Origin of the sequence: Marinobacter nauticus, assembly GCF_003634635.1 — a bacterium.
Lineage (GTDB): Bacteria > Pseudomonadota > Gammaproteobacteria > Pseudomonadales > Oleiphilaceae > Marinobacter > Marinobacter nauticus.
Map to the genome: position 1 here is coordinate 1,058,084 of NZ_RBJB01000003.1, position 19,157 is coordinate 1,077,240.

Here is a 19,157-nt window from a genome sequence, read left to right on the forward strand (position 1 = left end):
ATGCGTTCAGGATGGACTCTCCGTCGCTCGGCCAGACTCTCTCCAGGGAAACCCGCTCGGACAGATTACCGGCGTGGCTGCACCAGTCGTTCCCGTTTGTCATCCTTCTCCTGGCCATTACCTACGGACTTGCGACGACCTTCTGGCAGGATCCGCCGACTCTTTCGGTCAGTCCTTCGGTGCAGACCGACAGCGCCACAAACGGCCCTCGCATCGCTGGCCAGATCGAATATCTGATCCACCCCCTGGGCAAGGTACTGCAAGACAGACTCTGGCAATCCGAAGTCTGGAGCCGGACGGATACCCGCTATTCCGGAATCGGCTATCCCTACAAACCCGCAACTTTCCGGCTGACACTCGAAAACCCGACGTCAGAACCTGCGAACAGCCAGGTGACAGTACCTGCACCTTACCTGGACCACCTGCAACCTGCCCTGATTCACCCGGACGGAAGCATCGAACACCTACCCGCCATGGGCGACCGATACCCCTTCGATCAACGATTCCTGGCGCTACCGCAGTGGGTCTGGCCGGTCACGCTGCAACCGGGCACCACCACCCTGCTGATGGAAGTGCAGAATCACGGCCCGGTACTGTTGCCGGTCATTCTGTCAGACAGCGCCGAGGCTCTCGGTGCCGGCACCGCCATCACCGCCTGGAAGTCGTTTGTCACCGGTCTGCTGGTGTTTGCACTCTTACTCAACCTGAGTATTGTGGCCAAGCTCCGCCGACCAGGCCTGGCCTGGCTGAGCGTGCTGATGATCAGTGTTATCTACAGCCAGCTGGTGATGGACGGCCTGGGCCTGTGGCTGATCTGGCCGGCACTGCCAGAGCTCAATGCCCTGCTCAGCATCAGTCTGCCGCTGTGCCTGATCGCGCTATGCGAGTTCACCCCACACTTCCTCCAACTGGCCCGCACTGAAGCCCGGATACTCCGGGCCTTCAGTCTTCTTGCCGGAGCGCACCTGCTGGCTGCGCCTCTGGGGTTTCATTTCCTGGGGCAACATGCCTTCCTGATGAGCAGTGCCGTCGGCGGGCTGTTCATCTTTGCCCTGAGTCTGCGCCAACTGAACAGCCACGTTTACGCCCGCTACTATGCCCTGTCGGTACTGGCAATCGTGATCGGGGCTGTCACGTCATCACTTCGTACCGTTGGCTGGCTACCCGTGAATGCGGTGACCGACTCCGCCTTTTTCCTGGGCGCAGCCACCGGCTCCCTGATCCTGACCAGTGGTGTGGGTAAACTGCTGCTGGAAGAGCGCAAGAAACGTCTGAGCTCGGACATACGTGTGCAGGAGGAACAGAAACTCCGGGCCAGCATCGAGCGTGATTATGACCGTTTGCTGAAAACCCACAGGGTAACCGGAAAGCCAAACAGGCCCATGCTGGAGGAAACCCTGGGCGCGCTGGACTGCCACAAAACGCCCTACACCCTGTGCATGATTCGCCTGGCCCGGTTCAATGAACTGGAACAGGCCCTGGGCTACCGAGCGGCCGAAGAACTCCTGAAGCAGTATCTGCGGCAACTCAACCGGTATCTGAAGCAAACCGTGGGCGATCAACTGGTGATGATCAACGGTTACAGCGTGGCCACCCTGGACACCGTCAACCATGCTTTTGCCCTGTTGCGCCATCCCGACGAGGCGCTGGAGAGCCAACGCCTGCAGGCCATCAGCCGCTGGTTGTCCGAGAACTTCCGTGAGGGCCGTTTTTCCTTTTCCTGGGCCGCCTCGGTTGGCGTCGCCCACGCCCCGGAACATGCTGCAGAACCGGCCGGCGTACTCGCCTGTGCCGGCTTTGCCTCGCTGGACGAAAGCCTGCCGCTGGTGGTTTATGATCCTGCCATTGCCGAGTGGCAATACCGCCAGCAAATGCTGATGCTGGATGTGGAACAAGCGCTGCGTTCCGGCGAAATGTGGCTGGAGTACCAGCCCAAGATCAACATCCGCGATGGCCGGATTGGCTCACTGGAAGCCCTGATTCGCTGGCAGCACCCGGAATTCGGCAGGATTGCGCCCAGCCAGTGGATTCCCCTGGCCGAAGAAGTGGGGATCATTCACACGGTCACACTCTGGGTTCTGGACCGAGCCTGCAGGGACAGCCATCAGCTTCGTGAACAGTATGGGCGTGATATTACGGTCGCGGTGAACATTTCCGCCAAGGATCTGGCCCACAGTCTGTTCCACGAGGAAGCCGGCGCCATCGTCCGACGACACAAACTGGAGCCGGCCAACGTCAGCCTGGAAATTACCGAAACCGCCATGATGACCGATCCGGAAACGGCCCGCAGCACCATCCGGACCCTGAGCGCGATGGGCTTCCGGATTGCACTGGATGACTTCGGATCCGGCCACTCATCACTTGGCGCCCTGGCACAATTCGAGCTGGATGAGCTGAAAATCGACCGCAGTTTTCTGGAGGGGGTACTGGATTACCCCTCAAGACAGAAAATACTTCGTGCCGCTCTTGAGCTGGGCACAGCCCTGGACCTGGATGTGGTGGTCGAAGGCGTGGAAGACGAAACCATCGCACTCTGGCTGCATCAGTTTCCGGGCTTGCAGGGGCAGGGTTATTACTGGGGCCGCCCGTTCAGCCTGGAACACAAAACCCGTTAGCTGCCGATAATCACCGTTCCACTGCCAACGGTAACGCCCCCGCAGGATACAGCACCGCCGGTAACCGCAGCCGGTGTGCCATTGATCATCACGGTTCCGGAACCGGCCGCAATGGCCCGGGGATGGGGCGGATGCTTGGGCTTTGAATGGGGTTGCAGCGGATCGCCTACCCGGGCAACGGGTTTACCGTCCACGAGAACATCGGGGGAACCGGCAATCACCGGTGTGGGCGGGAATCCCTGATGGTCCATACCGAGATCGCCCAGCAATACTATTGCCTTACTCATGGATTGATTCCTTTCATCATTGAGTCCTGAGCCACCATCCTATACCGAAATCCGCACGGACCCAAGTCCCGCACCAGCTCAGTGCATGCTAAAAGATGCAGATACGACTGACCTGCATCAAGGGGGCTGACGGCGGTCCGTTTTACACTTCCTTCACACTCATCAGCCATGGAGGCCGTCATGTCATCGCCCACTGAACCCGTTCAGGCGCCCAACGAGGCAACACCAGGCTCAGCCTTCCATTGCTGGCAGCAGGGCTATGGCGTTATCCGGCACTCCGAACAGACCTCCGCCAGAGTCCGGGAACTCGCTGGAAAACTGGTTAGTGCCGGGCACCAACCGGATGAAGATACGGTGTACCGGAAGCTGATCGCCCTGGACCGGCTCACCAGCGCCGGCCTGTGGCTGGTGGTGCACATGACCTATTGCAACCGGGTGGACATTGCCGGCGCCCCCCTGGTCGCCCAGGATTTCAAGGCTTCGCCGGAAGGCCATACCGGAGGCGCCCTGAACATGGTGCCTGCCTACGCGGCCTACCTGGCCCTCAACAACCTGACCGGAAAAACCCGCAGCTGGCTGATGGGACAAGGGCATTGTGTGGCCGCCGTGGATGCACTCAACGTTCTGACCGGCAATCTGCATCCCGAGCAACGCGCCCGTTACCTGGCGCCTGAGGGACTATCTCGACTGGCCTCCGACTTCTACAGCTATCGCCAGAAACCGGATGGCACGATGGCCGCCCCCCTGGGCAGCCACGTAAACCCCCATACCGCCGGGGGCATTATCGAAGGCGGCTACCTTGGATTTGCAGAGCTGCAGTACGCACATATGCCTCTGCCCGGTGAGTCTCTGGTGGCCTTCCTTTCCGACGGCGCCGCCGAAGAACAGCGCGGAAGTGACTGGATACCCCGATGGTGGCGTGCGGAGGACTGCGGACTGGTCTTGCCGGTGATGATTGCCAATGGGCGGCGCATTGAACAACGAACCGAGCTTGGTACCCGTGAGGGTCTGGAACGGTTTGAGCAGCACCTGCAACACCGGGGCTTTGATCCGGTACGATTTGACGGCCGTGATCCCGCGGCCTTCGTCTGTGCCATGTACGACATGGAGCAGGCACTTGCAGCCCATGGCACCGCTGCGCAACAAGGTGAGACCGGCTACCCGGTTCGCATACCCTACGGTATCGCAGAGACCGTGAAAGGCTATGGTTTCTATGGCGCCGGAGAAAACGCAGCTCACAATCTGCCTCTGCCCGGCAATCCTCGTATGGATGCCATATCCCGGGAGCTGTTCAATGAATACGCAACACCGCTCTGGGTAAAACCGCAGGAGCTGAACCTGGCGGTATCCGAGCTGAATGAACACAGCCAACAGGGCCGGCCACTGGAGCGGGATCACCCGCTGGCGCTTCGCCGTCCCTCGGAACCTGCCATTCCGGTTTTGCCCTGGGCTCAGAACAAATGCTCACCCATGACTGCCGTTGATGAATTCTTCAAGGCTCTGGTCGCGGACAACCCGGAGCTCCGGCCCAGGATCGGCAACCCGGACGAGCTCGCCAGCAACCGACTCAAAGGCGTGCTCGACAGCCTCAAGCACCGCGTAAACGACCCGGAGAACGAGGCCGAGTCAGTACACGGCAAGATCATTACGGCACTGAATGAAGAGGCGGTCGTCTCTGCCTGCCTGGCCAACAAAGCGGGATTGAATCTGGTGGCCAGCTACGAAGCCTTCTGCGTGAAAATGCTCGGTGCCATCCGCCAGGAGTTGATCTTCGCCCGACATCAGAAAGAAGTGGGCCGGCCACCCCAATGGCTGGGACTGCCAGTGATTGCCACCTCGCACACATGGGAAAACGGCAAGAACGAGCAATCCCACCAGGACACCAGCTTCTGTGAGGCTTTACTGGGAGAAATGAGTGATGTCTCCCGGGTGATTTTCCCGGCTGACTACAACAGCGCCCTGGCGATTCTGCCATCGGTTTACCGGGAGCGGGGCCGCATCAGTTGCCTCGTTATCCCGAAACGGGAGCGCCCGTGCGTCTTCAACGGCAGCGAAGCCGAAGCACTGGCAAGACACGGCGCACTGGTGGTGGACGAGGATACCTCGGCTGGCGAAGAACCACTGCTGCTGATTGCCAATGGCGCCTATCAGCTTTCCGAGGCCATACGGGCTTGCGAGCGTCTGCGCGAGACCGGCACACCGTTCCGGCTGGTCTATCTGCAGGAACCCGGGCGCTTCCGTCAACCCCGGGATCCGATGGAAGCCACCTCGTGCCTGACCGAGTTTGAGCGGGAGCGTCTGTTCCCCCATCGCATGCACCGACGGGTTGCCCTGACCCATATGCGGCCGGAAGTGTTTCGCGGACACCTGCACACGCTGTTCCCGCAGCCCGGCCATTCCCGGGTACTGGGCTACATCAATCGGGGTGGTACCCTGAATGAAGCGGGCATGCTGTTCGCCAACCGCTGCTCATGGGGCCATGCCCTGGCGGCCTGCGCCGAGGTGATGGACAAACCTCCCGGAGAATGGCTCTCCAGCGCCGAACTGGCCGCGGTGGAGGGCCGAGGCGATCCGGGAGTGATTACCCGCGGACTGCCTTGACCCGGTTACGTATCGCAGTTTCCAGTTCCAACACCAGCAGAACCACAACACCAGCCACCACGGAAAACGCCAGTTGCTCCAAGCTCAGGGCCGCAGTGGTAAAGGTGTGCTGGAACCACGGCAGGTAGGTGAACAACAGCTGCAATACCACGACCGCTGCGATCGCTGCCAGCACAACGGGGGTGCCGAGCACCCCCCGCAGGGTAATCGAGGCACTGTCGAGATAACGCACCGCAAACAGGTAGAAGACCTCCATCGCCACCAGGGTGTTGACCGCCAGAGTGCTGGCCAGCACCGGGTCCTGATGACGATGCATGACCCAGAACCAGGCCGCGAAGATACCCACCAGAAACAGCAGGGATACAAACGCCACCCGCCAGACCACAAATCCCTGCAGCAAGGACTCGTCCCGTGGTCTGGGAGGTTGCCGCATGACTCCGGGCTCGGGCGGCTCAAATGCCAGGGTCATGGCCAGCAGCACCGAGCTGACCATATTCACCCAGAGAATCTGCAAGGCGGAAATGGGCAGCGTGAGCCCCAGCAACAAGGCGGTGATCAGGCTGACGGATTCCCCCCCGTTAATCGGAAGCATAAAGGCAATGCCCTTACGCAGGTTGGTGTAAACCGTGCGCCCTTCCCGGACAGCCGCAGCAATGCTGGCGAAGTTATCATCCAGCAGCACCACCGATGACGCCTGCCGGGCCGCTTCCGAGCCCTTTACACCCATGGCAATGCCAACATCCGCCCGCTTCAGTGCCGGGGCATCGTTGACGCCATCACCGGTCATGGCCACCACACCATGCAGTGCCTGCAGGGCTTTCACTAACCTGAGTTTGTGCTCGGGGCTGGTGCGGGCAAACACATCCACCTCTCCGGCCAGACTCCGGAGCTGATCTTCATCCAGGTCATCAAGCTCTTTGCCGGTCAGTACCCGGTCGGCATTACGCAGCCCGAGTTTTCGGGCAATGGCACCGGCCGTCAGGGCGTGGTCGCCGGTAATCATCTTCACCCGAATACCGGCATCGTGGCACTCTTTGATAGCGCGGATAGCCTCCTGCCGGGGCGGATCCAGCAAGCCCACCACCCCCAGCAATTCAGCGCCCTGTTCCAGCTCTTCCAGCACCAGTTCCCGGCTGCCTTTCGCCATTGGCCTGCGCGCCAGTGCCAGCACCCTCAGGCCTTCGGAAGCCATTTCCGTAATGATCCGTTCCCAGTGCTCCGTGCTCAGCGGCTCCGTTCCACCGTCGGTGGATACCTGGTGCGCACACATGGCCAGAATCCGTTCCGGAGCGCCTTTGAGATAGGCAATACCGTGACCGTGGTGGTCGTGATGCAATGTGGCCATGAACCGTATGCGGGTATCGAAGGGAACCTCATCAACCCGTGGCCAGCCGGAGGCACTGTTCACATGATCAAATTCCGCCTTGCCGGCAAACACTTTCAGCGCGGCTTCCATGGGGTCACCATGAATAGAAGGCTGCCCGTTTTTGCCAATAATGCTGGCGTCGTTACACAGTGCCGCCGCCCGGGCAAGCTCAGCCAGCACCCCATCGCCGGTGACCGGCTTCCCCCCCCGGCAGACCATGCCATCGCTACCATAACCTTCGCCGGTAATCTCATAGCGCTCACCGGAGGTCACAGCTGTGGTCACCATCATTTCGTTACGGGTGAGCGTGCCGGTTTTGTCAGAGCAAATGACTGAAACCGCGCCCAGGGTTTCGATCACCGGCATCCGGCGTACCACCGCCTTGCGACGCGCCATCTGGCGCACACCAATGGCAAGGGTAATGGTGAGAATGGCAGGCAAGCCTTCAGGAATGGCTGCCACCGTCAGGCCCACCACCGCCATGAACAACTCCCGGAATTCCAGGCCACTGAACACCAGTCCGCCAAAGAAGATGAGAATGCCGGTCGCGATGACAATCAGAGAAAGCCCCCGCGCAAACCGGTCCATCTGTTCCAGCAGCGGAGTTTTAAGACTGGTGGTATCAGCCAGCAGGCCGGAAATGCGGCCGATTTCGGTATGTATACCGGTACGTACGACAACGCCCCGGGCGGTGCCCGTGGCCACCATGGTGCCGGAGAACGCCATGCCAGTCTGGTCGCCGAGGGCCGACTGCTCGTCCACCGGATCGGGGAACTTGTCCACCGCCTCGGATTCGCCCGTCAGGATAGCTTCCTCAATCTTGAGGTTGTTGGTTTTTTCCAGGCGAAGATCGGCGGGCACACGGTCACCAGCCTCCAACATCACGGTATCACCAGGTACCAGCTCGCCGGCATCCACCTGATGCTGGCCGCCGGCCCTGACAATGCGGGCGCGGGGAGCCAGCATATGACGGATAGCGGACAATGCCTGCTCGGCCCGACCTTCCTGGATGAAGCCGACCAGGGTCTGGACAATCACCACCGCCAGAATCACCCCGGCGTCGACCCAGTGTCCGAGAGCACCGGTGATGGCCGCTGCGGTCAGCAGTACATAAATCAGGAAATTCCGTAACTGGCGACCGAGCCGGGCCAGGGGGCCGGACGTGCGCCCCTCTGGCAACTGGTTGGGGCCAAACGTCTCCAACCTGACCTGCGCGCTTTCATCGGTCAAAGGAGCCGATGCATCCAGAAGAACCCGCGCCTGTTCTGAGGCTATGGCATGCCAGGCCAGAGAGTGCTCCCCCCTGGCCGACGAACCCTTTGAACCCGACGTACTGACTTCGGACATATCCCTGCTCCCTGCCTAAGGTCTGGGTCAACTACACAGGATTCTGCCGATACCGCCAATGCGCCAGGTCAAACCGAAGGCTGGTATAGCCGCGCCCGGTTGGCTATACCGGATCGACCGTTCGGTTCCCGGCACCCGGCAAGGTCTTCCGCGCCGCAGACCGACTGTTATCAACCGTGTATTCCCGGCTCTTGACGGTATCCACGAAATACCAGTTAGCCAGGGCTTCGTCCTGAGTGAAAGTAACCACCATATAACCACGTTGATTGATGTTCAGGTAGTCCAGGCCATCCACCAGCAGGCCAATGCCCTGCTCCGCATCGGCAATTAGGGCATCAGGCAGTCCCAGATAGTCCTCCAGTCCGGGAGAAGACACCGAGGCGGTGGCAAATTCCACACCCACCTGGTTGCCATTCATATCCTTCAGATTATTGGCCCAGGCGTTATGGGTATCTCCGGCCAGCACCACCAGGTTTTTGTCCAATTGCCGCGCCATGCCCAGAACGACTTCTCTTTCTGCCTGATAGCCGTCCCAGGCGTCGAGATTGTAGGGTGCGGCTGTGCTGATTCGGGCTTCCTGCTCTTCCGTCAGTGGCATACCCTGCAGCTGCATTCCTTTTAGTGTCGCGAGTTCTTGAAGTGTTACCGGCAAATCGTCAAACGTTTCAGTGGCAATCGCCAGCAGCAACTCAGCAGGCAGATCCATACGCCCCATCAACACCTGCTGCCCCAGCACCTGCCATCGCCCGGTCGACGTGGCCAGCTTGTTCTGCAACCACAGACGCTGCTCTGCTCCCAGCAATGTCCGGTTTGGATCCGTCACATCGGCCGTGAATTGATCCACGTTCAGTCCGGCTTCGCTAAGATAGTTCAGGTAATCCAGTTGCTGATCGCGCCCGATAACACGGGTGTCCAGCATGTGCAGATCCACCAGATCACCAAAGCGGAAGCTGCGATAGATGGCCTCGTCATTACCTTCGATCACCGGCCGGATTGGCATCCATTCGAAGAAGGCTTGCAGCGCCGCCAGCTTGCGCTGTTCAAAATCGCCTTCAGAGTCATCGTGATTTTCAGCACCATTACGCCAGGTGTCGTTGGCCACTTCATGGTCGTCCCACACCACAATAAACGGTAGCCGCTGATGGGCCAGCTGCAGGTCCGGGTCCTCCCGGTAAATGGCATACCGGCGGCGGTAATCGACCAGTGTCAGCAACTCCCGGTTATTGTTCTCCGGGAAGGTACGGCCCAAAGCCTGAGCCTCTTCCGAGGCATAGCTGTCCGGGTCACTGCTGTACTCATAGATATAGTCACCAAGGTGCACCACAGCATCCAGGTCCGCCTGTTTTGCCACTTCCCGGTATACGTGAAAGTAACCGGCCGGGTAGTTGGAGCAGGACACCACAGCCAGTCGCACCTGCTCTACCGATCCTTCCGGCAAGGTAGTCGCGGCACCTACGGGAGAAGTGGCACCCGAGGAGCGGAAACGGTAATAGTAACGCTGGCCCGGCATCAGCCCCTGGGCATCCACCTTGATGGTGAAATCATGGGCTTCGGTGGTTTCGGCGGTTCCTGAGCGCACCACCGAGGCAAACTCCGCATCGGTGGCGATTTCCCAACCGACTTTCACCTTGCTGCCACGCTCGGGCACGGCCCGGGTCCAGAGGATAACGCTGTCCTGTAGCGGATCACCACTGGCCACACCATGGGTAAAATCAACCCGCCGTTTGTCGTCGCTATCCAGCACACACCCCGCCAGGCCGGTGGAAATCGCCACCGCCCCCATACCCAGTGCCGATGCTTTCAGAAAATCCCGTCTCGTCAGTCTAGCCATTGTCCACCCCTGTCATGTTCGTCATATGCTTTTTATCGTGCCCGGAAACCAAAACCGGTTGGCCTGAAAAGCTAGACCAGAGATATGAAGAACGCGTTGCCGGATTGCGACAAGGCTGTGGCAAATTCCGACAGGTGCATCGCAAGCAGACGGCAGTCACAAAAAACGGGAGCCGAAGCTCCCGTTTTGACCGAGTGAATAACGTGTCTGGCTAGCCGCTGACGAACACCGGCCCGAGCCCCAGATTCCAGAGAATGACCGAACCGACACGGGTGGATACCAGGATCACCAGTGCCACCGTGAGCAGTGCCCCTCCGTACATGACTGCCCGCTCCTTTTCGATGCCCATGACGATCGGTAAGCCGTCGTACATCAGCCAGGCGCCGTAACAGGCCGCCGCCAGGAACACCACAGCATTGAACCAAGGCACCGGGTACAGCAGCGCGAAACCGGCCAGGAACAGTGGCGTGCAGGAATAGGCTGCCAGGGCAATACCGTTAGACGGCACGTGCTCTTCCTTGGCGCCATAGGTTTTCGCCATCCAGTTAATGGCGTACCCGAGGGCGAAGACCCCCACCAGCATGGCGAGGTAGGTCAGAACGCTCATCTGGAGCGCACTGATTTCGGTGAGCTTGATCAGCCTTTCGCTACCGATAGACCAACCAAAATGGGCCGTCGAGATGTAGGCGCAGATTGGCGCTATGGCCGCCAGAATGACGACGTACGCCACATAAAGACGAGTTGGATGTTCGTGTTCTTTCTTAATGGATACCCACTCGTCGTCCGGGTGGGTGAAGAGACCAAACGCATGGGACAGAAGCATAAACCACCCCCTTTATTGCTGTTGTTGGTATGGGTGGATACGGTGCCCGAACCATTTCGGACTTAAAACCGTTCCTGTTCTTAACTATAGTCAAGAATCAGATTCGGGAAAGCCGGCATTGATTCTCTTTACTTATCAGATCTGGCCTATAAGACCGTTTTGTTCTGAGAACAGGGCGCGCCAGTGAGTCTGGATCGATTTTCTGGCTGCCAACGTAATCATGGAAGTGTCACCAACCCTGGCAAGGAGTAACAAACGCGATGATCCGTATCAGAACCGCAGTACCCACAGCAATCCTCTCCCTTTTTATGACCAGCACACAGGCGCTTGCAGAAATGCAGACCGAAACCATTGAATACACCGTAGACGGCCAAACCTTCACCGGCTACCTGGCCTGGGACGACGAGTTCGACCAGAAACGCCCCGGCGTGCTGGTGGTACACGAATGGTGGGGCCACAATGAGTTTGCCCGGGAGCAGGCGGAAAAGTTGGCAGCCTCCGGCTATACCGCCTTCGCACTGGATATGTATGGCTCCGGCAAACAGGCCGACCATCCGGATACCGCCCAGAAGTTCATGCAAGAAGCCACAAGCAACATGGAGCAGGTTAAAGCCCGCTTCCTGAAAGCCAAGGAACTTCTGCAGAACCATGACAGCGTTGACCCAGACCGTATTGCTGCCCAGGGCTATTGCTTCGGTGGTGCCGTGGTCCTGAACATGGCTCGTATGGGCGTGGATCTGGATGGCGTAGTCAGCTACCACGGTGCCTTGGGCAGCCCGCTGCAGGCCGAAGCTGGCGCTGTGAAAGCAAAAGTGCAGGTTTACACAGGCGGCGCAGATGACATGGTTCCCTCGGAACAGGTAGCCGGGCTGGTTCGGGAAATGCAGAATGCCGAAGTGGATCTGACGCTGGTCAGCTTCCCTGGCGTGAAGCATTCCTTTACCAATCCCAATGCCGATAAGGTGGCGGCAGAGTTCGGCATGCCAATCGCCTATGATGAAGCGGCTGCGCGGCGCTCATGGCAGGGCACCATGCGCTTTTATGAGGAAATCTTCGGGGAATAAACAGGCAACAAAAAAGGCAGCCTCGGCTGCCTTTTTTGGGTTATTGCTGAATCCTCAGGGGATTACAGAGCAACAACGTTCTCCGCCTGAGGACCTTTCTGGCCCTGAGTTACGGTGAACTCGACCTGCTGGCCTTCGGCCAGGGTCTTGAAACCAGAGCCCTGAATGGCGCTGTAGTGAACGAATACGTCCGGGCCGCCTTCACGAGTGATAAAGCCAAAGCCTTTTGCTTCGTTGAAGAACTTAACAGTACCGGTAGTAGTAGACATACTTAAACTTCCTGAAATCAATCATATTATCTGCTGCCACACACTCATAGGGTGCTGGTCAGCGTGTTACGGAAAAACAGAACTCGCGGGATCAAAAACAGGACGGTCACTACTAACTGCGGAGGTACGTCTTATTCATGAACTGCTTTGCTGATTCTTTCCTACGAACCCACTCTACTCTGGAATTTCGGGCTTGCCAAGCGTAATTTCAATAATTTGTGTAGGTAGTGATACCCACAGATTCTGACTGGCCCGCAGGCTTACCCACGCACCAGGGAAAAAGTCAGAAATCCGAGTGCTGTCATCAGGATAGAGCCAGCAACATGGGCCAGAATTCCGACCAGGGCCATGCCCCACTTGCCTTCCTGAAGCGCGGCGAACATCTCCAGCGAGAAGGTCGAGAAAGTCGTCAGGGCGCCACACAAACCTGTCACCGCAAACAGACGCCATTCCGGCGAAAGCACACTGCTCTGGCTGAAAAAAGCCATCAACAGGCCAATCAGCCAGCCACCACTAAGGTTGGCAACCAGTGTGCCCCAGGGAACGGCGTGATAACTGGCGTTAAGCCAGAGCCCAAGCCCCCAGCGCAGGTTGGCGCCTATAACGGCACCAACGCTGACTGCAAGAACCGACCACCACATGCTACCCGGCCGCCTCAGGCCGGGTTGTGGTCGATCAGGGTTTCCCGGTTTCGGGCAAACTCGTCAAACGGGAAATCATCCACGGTGAGCATTTCCAGCACCACCTCTTCATACTGGCGCATGAAGTCGGCTTCTTCCTTGCTGAATACACCGGCCTCCAGGGCGGCCTCAAAACGCTCCTCGGGATGCAGTGCGGTCATCGGCAGTTCGCCCTTGGCGTAAGCCTTGGTGGCCTTCCGATACAGCTGCTCGGCCTTGTCGTAGTCTTTCAACAGACCGTTATAGCGGGCGACGGGATTTTCCACCGTGCCTTCCCCGTCTGTAGTCCAGGCACCAGCCATCAGCTTGTTGCGAACCGGCGTATCGGTGGTGATGGAACGGGCCAGCTTACGCGCCAGATCATCATGGGGCGCATCCCAACGGCATCCCAACGGCAGGGTAATAGCTCGCAGAGCCAGTGCCACCGGTCGGTTCGGCAGGTTCTGGAGGAACTCGTCCAGTGCCAGCTCGGTACGGTGCAGCAGATAGGCCAGGCTGTACTGCATCAGTTCTTTCTCGCCATCCACCGGCTGGGTTTCGTGCCAGTTCTTCAGCACCATGGAAGCCAGGTACAGATTCGCCAGCATGTCACCCAGGCGTGCCGAAATCAGCTCGCGCATTTTCAGCTCGCCGCCCAGGGTTGTCATGGCCGCATCGGCACACAGGCCGAAGGCAGAGCTGAACCGCGCCAGGGCCTGGGCATACTTGCGGGAGGCACTGTCGAATGGCACATCAGCCTTGCCCAGGCCCAGCGCCTGCGTAAAGGCGCGGGCGGCATTGCCAAAGATTAGCCCGGCATGACCAAAGAACGCCTCATCAAACGCCTTGATATCGTCATTGTCCTTCGCGGCAAGCTCTTTCAGCACATACGGATGACAACGGATGGCACCCTGACCGAAGATCATCAGGCTGCGGGTCATGATATTGGCGCCTTCAACGGTGATCGACACCGCCGCACCGCTATAGCCAATGCCCAGGTAGTTGCGGGGTCCAAGGGTTACAGTTTTACCACCGTGCACATCCATGGCATCGGTGAGGATTTCACGCTGAAATTCGGTCAGGTGATACTTGAGGATAGCGGACGGCACCGCCGGCTTCTCGCCCCGGTCGATCATGTTAGCGGTGTGATTAACAGCCGCCTGGGCAATGTAGGTTTTAGCCGCAATGCGGGCCAGCGGGGCTTGTACCCCCTCCATCTCCGCCACCGGCGTATTGAACTGGCGGCGAATTCGGGTAAAGCCACCGGCCGTGCCCACAGCATAGGCAGCGGCACCGGCAGCACCGGACGGCAGGGTGATACAGCGACCCACCGACAGACATTCAACCAGCATACGCCAGCCCTGGCCCGCCATTTCCTGGCCACCAATAATATAGTCCAGCGGAATGAACACATCCTTGCCCTTGATCGGGCCGTTCATGAACGGGGACCCGATGGGGCAATGGCGCCGGCCGATTTCCATGCCCTCGGTATCCCGGGGGATCAGCGCACAGGTAATGCCGTAATCTTTGGTGTCCCCCAGCAGCCCGTCCGGGTCAAACATCCGGAAGGCCAGCCCGACCACCGTGGCGACTGGCGCCAGCGTAATCCAGCGCTTTTCAAAGTTCAGGCGGATACCCACCACTTCTTTACCATCCACTTCCTGCTTGCAGACGATGCCGGTGTCTGGCAGCGAAGTGGCATCAGAGCCTGCGCGAGGCCCGGTCAGGCCAAAACAGGGGACTTCCCGGCCATCGGCCAGTCTCGGCAGATAATAGTCTTTCTGCTCTTCGGTACCGTACTTCACCAGCAGCTCGCCCGGGCCGAGGGAGTTGGGCACGCCGACCGTGACCATCAGCATTTCGTTGGCGGCAAGCTTCTGCAGCACTGCAGTCTGGGCCTTGGCGGAAAACCCGAGGCCACCGTATTCCTTCGGAATGATCATGCCGAAGAACTTCTCTTTCTTCAGGAAATCCCAGAGTTCCTTGGGCAGATCGGCACGCTCAACCGCCAGATCCCAGGCGTTACACATGGAAATGGCCTGGGTGCACTGGTCGTCGACGAAGGCCTGCTCTTCCTCACTCAGACCGGTGTGGCGGTTAATCAGCAGGTTGTGCCAATCCGGGCGACCGGTGAACAGTTCGCCATCCCAACCAACGGTACCCGCTTCCAGAGCCACTTTCTCAGTGTCTGACACCTTGGGCGCCACCTTCTTGAACATGGCAAACACCCGGGGGGTGAGCCAGCTCTGCCGGAACTGGGGCAAACCCGCAACAGCGGTAACGGCCGCGCCCGCCAGAAGGACAAAAGCAAGCCAGCCAGAGGCCAGAAACAGGGACAGCACACCTACCACAACCATCACGCCAATGGCGGGTTTGGCACCGGATTCCCGGCGCATCACGTACAGCAGGCCGGCCAGAGCCACCAGAAAAAGAATCAAAGTCATCTCAGGATCTCTCTGTCTTCCATGGATTGGAGTCTCCGGCCAGTGCCGGAGCCCTTTGACTACACTTCGTTACGTTCAACTTACCCTAACAGATGTCTGTTCGCCAGATAATGACCAGTGTTCAGTCGGTTAGCACCATTACGATGTGACAATCACACGGATACCCTCCAGGGCCAGGGACGCATGCTCTACAGCACTGCGGGCGGCATCCAGCTGGCTACGCAGGAAGTCGATTTCTTCGTTGCGGATGGCCGGATTCACTTTCTTCAGTGCTTCCAGACGCCGAATCTCCGGCATGAAGCTGTCTTCTACCCTCGCCAGCGCCTGTTCGCGAAGCGGTGACAGATGCGGCTCCGCCAGCGTCTCGACGTGGTCGACCATGGTTTCCACCTCGGCCCGGATTTTCGGCACGATGGCCTGGGCCGTGCGCCGCCGGATATTGGAGCAAAGCTCATTCAGCCGTTCATGGGGCAGAGCCTTGGACAGATCCCGGCCATTCACATCCACCACCAGGCGCAGGGGCGAAACCGGCAGATACCGAGTCAACTGCAGCGATTCGGGCGCCGGACAATGCACCGCGAATACGGCTTCCAGCAGGAGCGTTCCCGGGGGCAGAGCCTTGACCGAGAGATTGGCCAGGGCAGCCTTGCCCAGCCCGGAACTATTCACCGAATCCATCACCCCGGTAACCATCGGGTGCTCCCAGCTCATGAACGCCATATCTTCGCGCTGCAACGCCTGCTGACGATCCCAGGTAACGGTCAGCCCGTCTTCCGGAAGCTCCGCCACCAGGCCGGCCTGGAACTGCTCGCCCGGCTTCAGGATATCCGCATGCTCACTGTGGTCTTCCAGGTCAACGCCGAGGATATCGAAAGCCTGAATCATGTAGTCACGGACTTCAGCGGCATTCTCCTCTTCCTCGATCCCGGCGATCAAAGCCTCAGCCTCATCAACACGACAGGAGTTCAGTTCAATCAGCGCATCCCGGCCGTTGTGCAATATGTCTTTCAGACGCGCCGTCTCAGACGCACTGGCCGCCACCAGTGGCTCCAACTGGCTTTCGTCTCCGTCCAGGGCCTGCTGCCACTGGCCCTGAACATGTTCCTGAACAGCAACACCCACGGCGCAGCTCTCGGCAAACGCATTCAGCCCTTCCTGGAACCAGCGGTACTGTACCTCCTGACTGGTGCCCTGAAGATAGGGGATGTGAATACGGATCGCTTCGGTCTGGCCGATCCGATCCAGGCGACCAATGCGCTGTTCCAGCAGATCCGGATTGGCCGGCAGATCAAACAGCACCAGGTGGTGGGCAAACTGGAAGTTGCGCCCTTCGCTGCCGATTTCCGAACAGATCAGCGCCTGCGCCCCCTGCTCCGTATCAGCAAAATAGGCCGCGGCCCGGTCGCGCTCAATCAGACTAAGGTGTTCGTGGAAGGCTGCACTGCGAATACCGGCCCGTAACTGCAGATAATGCTCAAGCGCCATGGCCGTGCTGGCTTTGGCACAGATCACCACCACCTTGGCCGGGCGCAGGCTGGCCAGTTTCTTCTCCAGCCAGCTCACCCGGGGATCCTGGGCCAGCCAGTCTTCTTCATCCACTGCCTGCTCAGGCGCCAGCCCGGTGACACCGTATTGATGGTGTTCATACAGGTCCGGGCACGGCAGGGGTTCCGGTAACGGCTGTCGCTCCGGGAAGCCCTGAATGGCGGCCCGGGTATTCCGGAACAACACTCGCCCGGTGCCGTGACGATCCAGCAACGCATCGATCACCGCCTGGTGGGCATCATCCCGGGCCAGCAATTCGTCCAGCTCATCTCCCAGCCAACCGGCGAGGGCCTGCCGATCGTCTTTTGAGATAGTATCCGGCGCCTGCTGCAGGCGCCGGACCACCTGATTGATCACTTCATAGTGCTGTTCTTCTTCCCGGAAGGTCTCCAGATTGTGGAACCGGGCCGGGTCGAGCAAGCGCAGGCGGGCAAAGTGGCTGGCCACGCCGATCTGTTCGGGTGTTGCGGTCAGCAGCAGCAAGCCCTGGCTGGCACCGGACAACTGCTCAACCACATCGTATTCCGGGCTGGACTGTTCCGGCGACCAGGCCAGGTGATGAGCTTCGTCCACCACCATCAAATCCCAGCCCGCCGCCACCGCGTCTTTGCGGGCCTTCTCGCTGCGCACCAGGAAGTCGAGGCTACACAGCACTAACTGGTCAGATTCAAACGGGTTAACCGCATCGTCATCACCAAAAATATGGTTAACCAAAGCGTCGACATCATCTTCTTCGGCCTTGAGGTCGTCGTACCGGGCCTGATCAATAATGGAAAAGCGCAGATTGAAACGCCGCAGCATTTCCACCAGCCACTGGTGGATCAGTGAATCGGGCACCACAAACAGCGCCCGGCGGGCTCGACCGGTCTGCAGCTGATAATGAAGAATCAGACCTGCCTCAATGGTTTTACCCAGACCGACCTCATCGGCCAGCAGAACCCTGGGAGCATGCCGGCGGGCCACTTCGTGGGCAATATAAAGCTGGTGCGGCAGGTGCTGGGTGCGTGCCCCAATCAGCCCCTGGGCCGGCGACGCCCGCAGACGGTCCATGTGCTGCAGGGTGGCGACTCGAAGCCGGAAGGCACCGTTGCGATCAAACTGGCCGGCAAAGAGGCGCTGATGAGGCGCGGAAAAATTCACAGAGCCCGCCAGCTTAACCTCGGAAATCGGCTGAAGATTCTCACCGTCATCGGCGTGATACACCAGAACGCCATCGAGATCTTCCACTGCGCGCACGGTATAGCACTCACCGTCAAAGGTCTCTATTTCCTCGCCCTGTTGATACACGATCCGTGACAAGGGCGCATTATCGATGGCATAGGTGCGCTCTTCATCGGCAGCGGGGAACCCCAGGGTGACTCTGCGCCCCGAGATGTCCGTTACGATACCCAGACCCAGGGCAGTATCGCTGTGGCTGACCCAACGCTGGCCGATGACAAATTCCGATGTTTCCAAGAAACCTCCGATGACTGATTACTGAGTGTTTGAACCGTTTTCCCGAACCCAATAGGCCGTTGCACCACACACCGCCGCTGGCACCACAAACAGGTTGAGCACCGGCACCATCGCCGCCAGGGCGACCGGCAGGCCGAACCCGAGAGCCGACAGCCGGGTATCTCCCAACAGCTTGCGCAGAGCCGGAAAACTGACCTTGTGGTTGTCGGCCGGATAATCCACATATTGCAGCGCCATCATCCAGCTGTTGAACAGAAACCAGAGTACAGCGGCCACCAGGTTGACCACGGGAATCAGGCCAATAATGAATAAGCCCAAAGCCCTGGGCAGGTAATAGGCAATCTTCTGAACCTCCCGCCAGAGCGCGCGGGGAATGTCCTTGATAATGGCGGACCAGCTATCGTCAGTAGATACCTCCTGGCCGGTCAGCTGTTTCTCGGTGAGTTCCGCCAGGTAACCATAGAAGGGAGAGCCGATCAGGTTGGCCACGATCACGAAGCCATAGGCCAGCATCAGCAGAATCACCACGCCGTACAGCAGCCAGAAAAGCCAATCGAGTGCCTGCAACCAGGCCCAGTCCGGCAACCAGGCCATGGCCGCAGCGATCATGGCGGTGAACAGTTCGGCCAGAAAATAGAACAGCAGACCGAAAAGCAGGATGTTGATGATCAGCGGGATGACAACAAACAACCGGAGGCCCGGCTGGCGAATCAGCCCGAAGCCTTCCCCCAGATAGCCCAGTCCACGAAAAAAGTTACCCTTGAGCATTACTGGTGTTCCTCCGCTGCCATGACAATAACGGGGCGCAAAGCATATCATGTCGGAACCATTCCCACAGCCCGCGAGGACTC

12 protein-coding genes are annotated in these 19,157 nt (G+C 59.2%); 3 read left to right on the forward strand and 9 right to left on the reverse strand.

Going from position 1 to position 19,157, the window contains the following annotated elements; genetic code table 11:
- The first annotated feature begins 11 nt into the window (after positions 1 to 11).
- Positions 12 to 2,615, forward strand: a complete 2,604-nt coding sequence (locus C7436_RS10895) for an EAL domain-containing protein (protein WP_113879133.1) — start codon at positions 12 to 14, stop codon at positions 2,613 to 2,615.
- Here the strand turns inward: C7436_RS10895 and C7436_RS10900 are convergent.
- A complete protein-coding gene (locus tag C7436_RS10900) occupies positions 2,612 to 2,902 on the reverse strand; it encodes a type VI secretion system PAAR protein (protein ID WP_121207826.1) in 291 nt (96 codons plus the stop codon). The genes C7436_RS10895 and C7436_RS10900 overlap by 4 nt on opposite strands.
- 180 nt (positions 2,903 to 3,082) lie before the next feature.
- Between C7436_RS10900 and C7436_RS10905 the strand changes: the two genes are divergently transcribed.
- On the forward strand, positions 3,083 to 5,503 hold the full coding sequence (locus C7436_RS10905; RefSeq protein WP_121207827.1) for a phosphoketolase family protein: 2,421 nt from the start codon (positions 3,083 to 3,085) through the stop codon (positions 5,501 to 5,503).
- On the opposite strand, the gene C7436_RS10910 is transcribed toward C7436_RS10905, so the two are convergent.
- The 3 genes from C7436_RS10910 to C7436_RS10920 all read right to left on the reverse strand — a co-directional run bounded on the left by C7436_RS10910 (position 5,484) and on the right by C7436_RS10920 (position 10,870).
- The gene (locus tag C7436_RS10910) at positions 5,484 to 8,216 is read right to left on the reverse strand and encodes a cation-translocating P-type ATPase (protein WP_121207828.1); all 2,733 of its coding nucleotides are present in this window, start codon (positions 8,214 to 8,216) and stop codon (positions 5,484 to 5,486) included. The genes C7436_RS10905 and C7436_RS10910 overlap by 20 nt on opposite strands.
- A gap of 103 nt (positions 8,217 to 8,319) precedes the next feature.
- Positions 8,320 to 10,047: an alkaline phosphatase D family protein gene (locus tag C7436_RS10915; RefSeq protein ID WP_121207829.1), complete on the reverse strand. Its 1,728-nt coding sequence runs from the start codon at positions 10,045 to 10,047 to the stop codon at positions 8,320 to 8,322.
- A 211-nt stretch (positions 10,048 to 10,258) separates the two neighbouring features.
- Complete coding sequence (locus C7436_RS10920; RefSeq protein WP_023009478.1) at positions 10,259 to 10,870, reverse strand: Yip1 family protein; 612 nt, start codon at positions 10,868 to 10,870, stop codon at positions 10,259 to 10,261.
- 260 nt (positions 10,871 to 11,130) lie between these two features.
- Between C7436_RS10920 and C7436_RS10925 the strand changes: the two genes are divergently transcribed.
- Positions 11,131 to 11,934 (forward strand): dienelactone hydrolase family protein, encoded by an 804-nt coding sequence (locus C7436_RS10925; RefSeq protein WP_121207830.1) that lies wholly within the window; start codon positions 11,131 to 11,133, stop codon positions 11,932 to 11,934.
- Positions 11,935 to 11,996: 62 nt separating this feature from the next.
- Here the strand turns inward: C7436_RS10925 and C7436_RS10930 are convergent, their stop codons facing one another.
- The 5 genes from C7436_RS10930 to cysZ form a co-directional block, all read right to left on the reverse strand.
- Complete coding sequence (locus tag C7436_RS10930; RefSeq protein WP_008172950.1) at positions 11,997 to 12,203, reverse strand: cold-shock protein; 207 nt, start codon at positions 12,201 to 12,203, stop codon at positions 11,997 to 11,999.
- 260 nt (positions 12,204 to 12,463) lie between these two features.
- Entirely contained in the window at positions 12,464 to 12,844 is a 381-nt protein-coding gene (crcB, locus tag C7436_RS10935; RefSeq protein ID WP_121207831.1) for a fluoride efflux transporter CrcB, read from the reverse strand.
- 14 nt (positions 12,845 to 12,858) lie between these two features.
- A complete protein-coding gene (locus tag C7436_RS10940) occupies positions 12,859 to 15,306 on the reverse strand; it encodes an acyl-CoA dehydrogenase (protein WP_121207832.1) in 2,448 nt (815 codons plus the stop codon).
- Between the two features lie 138 nt (positions 15,307 to 15,444).
- Complete coding sequence (gene rapA, locus C7436_RS10945; RefSeq protein WP_121207833.1) at positions 15,445 to 18,306, reverse strand: RNA polymerase-associated protein RapA; 2,862 nt, start codon at positions 18,304 to 18,306, stop codon at positions 15,445 to 15,447.
- An 18-nt stretch (positions 18,307 to 18,324) separates the two neighbouring features.
- Positions 18,325 to 19,074, reverse strand: a complete 750-nt coding sequence (gene cysZ, locus C7436_RS10950) for a sulfate transporter CysZ (protein WP_011787023.1) — start codon at positions 19,072 to 19,074, stop codon at positions 18,325 to 18,327.
- Positions 19,075 to 19,157 lie beyond the last annotated feature (83 nt).

Excerpts from the sequence above, each read along its gene's own strand:
- C7436_RS10910 (WP_121207828.1), bottom strand. The coding sequence starts at position 8,216 with ATGTCCGAAGTCAGTACGTCGGGTTCAAAGGGTTCGTCGGCCAGGGGG.
- C7436_RS10925 (WP_121207830.1), top strand. The coding sequence starts at position 11,131 with ATGATCCGTATCAGAACCGCAGTACCCACAGCAATCCTCTCCCTTTTT.
- C7436_RS10905 (WP_121207827.1), top strand. The coding sequence starts at position 3,083 with ATGTCATCGCCCACTGAACCCGTTCAGGCGCCCAACGAGGCAACACCA.
- C7436_RS10940 (WP_121207832.1), bottom strand. The coding sequence starts at position 15,306 with ATGACTTTGATTCTTTTTCTGGTGGCTCTGGCCGGCCTGCTGTACGTG.
- C7436_RS10915 (WP_121207829.1), bottom strand. The coding sequence starts at position 10,047 with ATGGCTAGACTGACGAGACGGGATTTTCTGAAAGCATCGGCACTGGGT.
- C7436_RS10930 (WP_008172950.1), bottom strand. The coding sequence starts at position 12,203 with ATGTCTACTACTACCGGTACTGTTAAGTTCTTCAACGAAGCAAAAGGC.
- C7436_RS10900 (WP_121207826.1), bottom strand. The coding sequence starts at position 2,902 with ATGAGTAAGGCAATAGTATTGCTGGGCGATCTCGGTATGGACCATCAG.
- C7436_RS10920 (WP_023009478.1), bottom strand. The coding sequence starts at position 10,870 with ATGCTTCTGTCCCATGCGTTTGGTCTCTTCACCCACCCGGACGACGAG.
- C7436_RS10895 (WP_113879133.1), top strand. The coding sequence starts at position 12 with ATGGACTCTCCGTCGCTCGGCCAGACTCTCTCCAGGGAAACCCGCTCG.
- cysZ (WP_011787023.1), bottom strand. The coding sequence starts at position 19,074 with ATGCTCAAGGGTAACTTTTTTCGTGGACTGGGCTATCTGGGGGAAGGC.
- crcB (WP_121207831.1), bottom strand. The coding sequence starts at position 12,844 with ATGTGGTGGTCGGTTCTTGCAGTCAGCGTTGGTGCCGTTATAGGCGCC.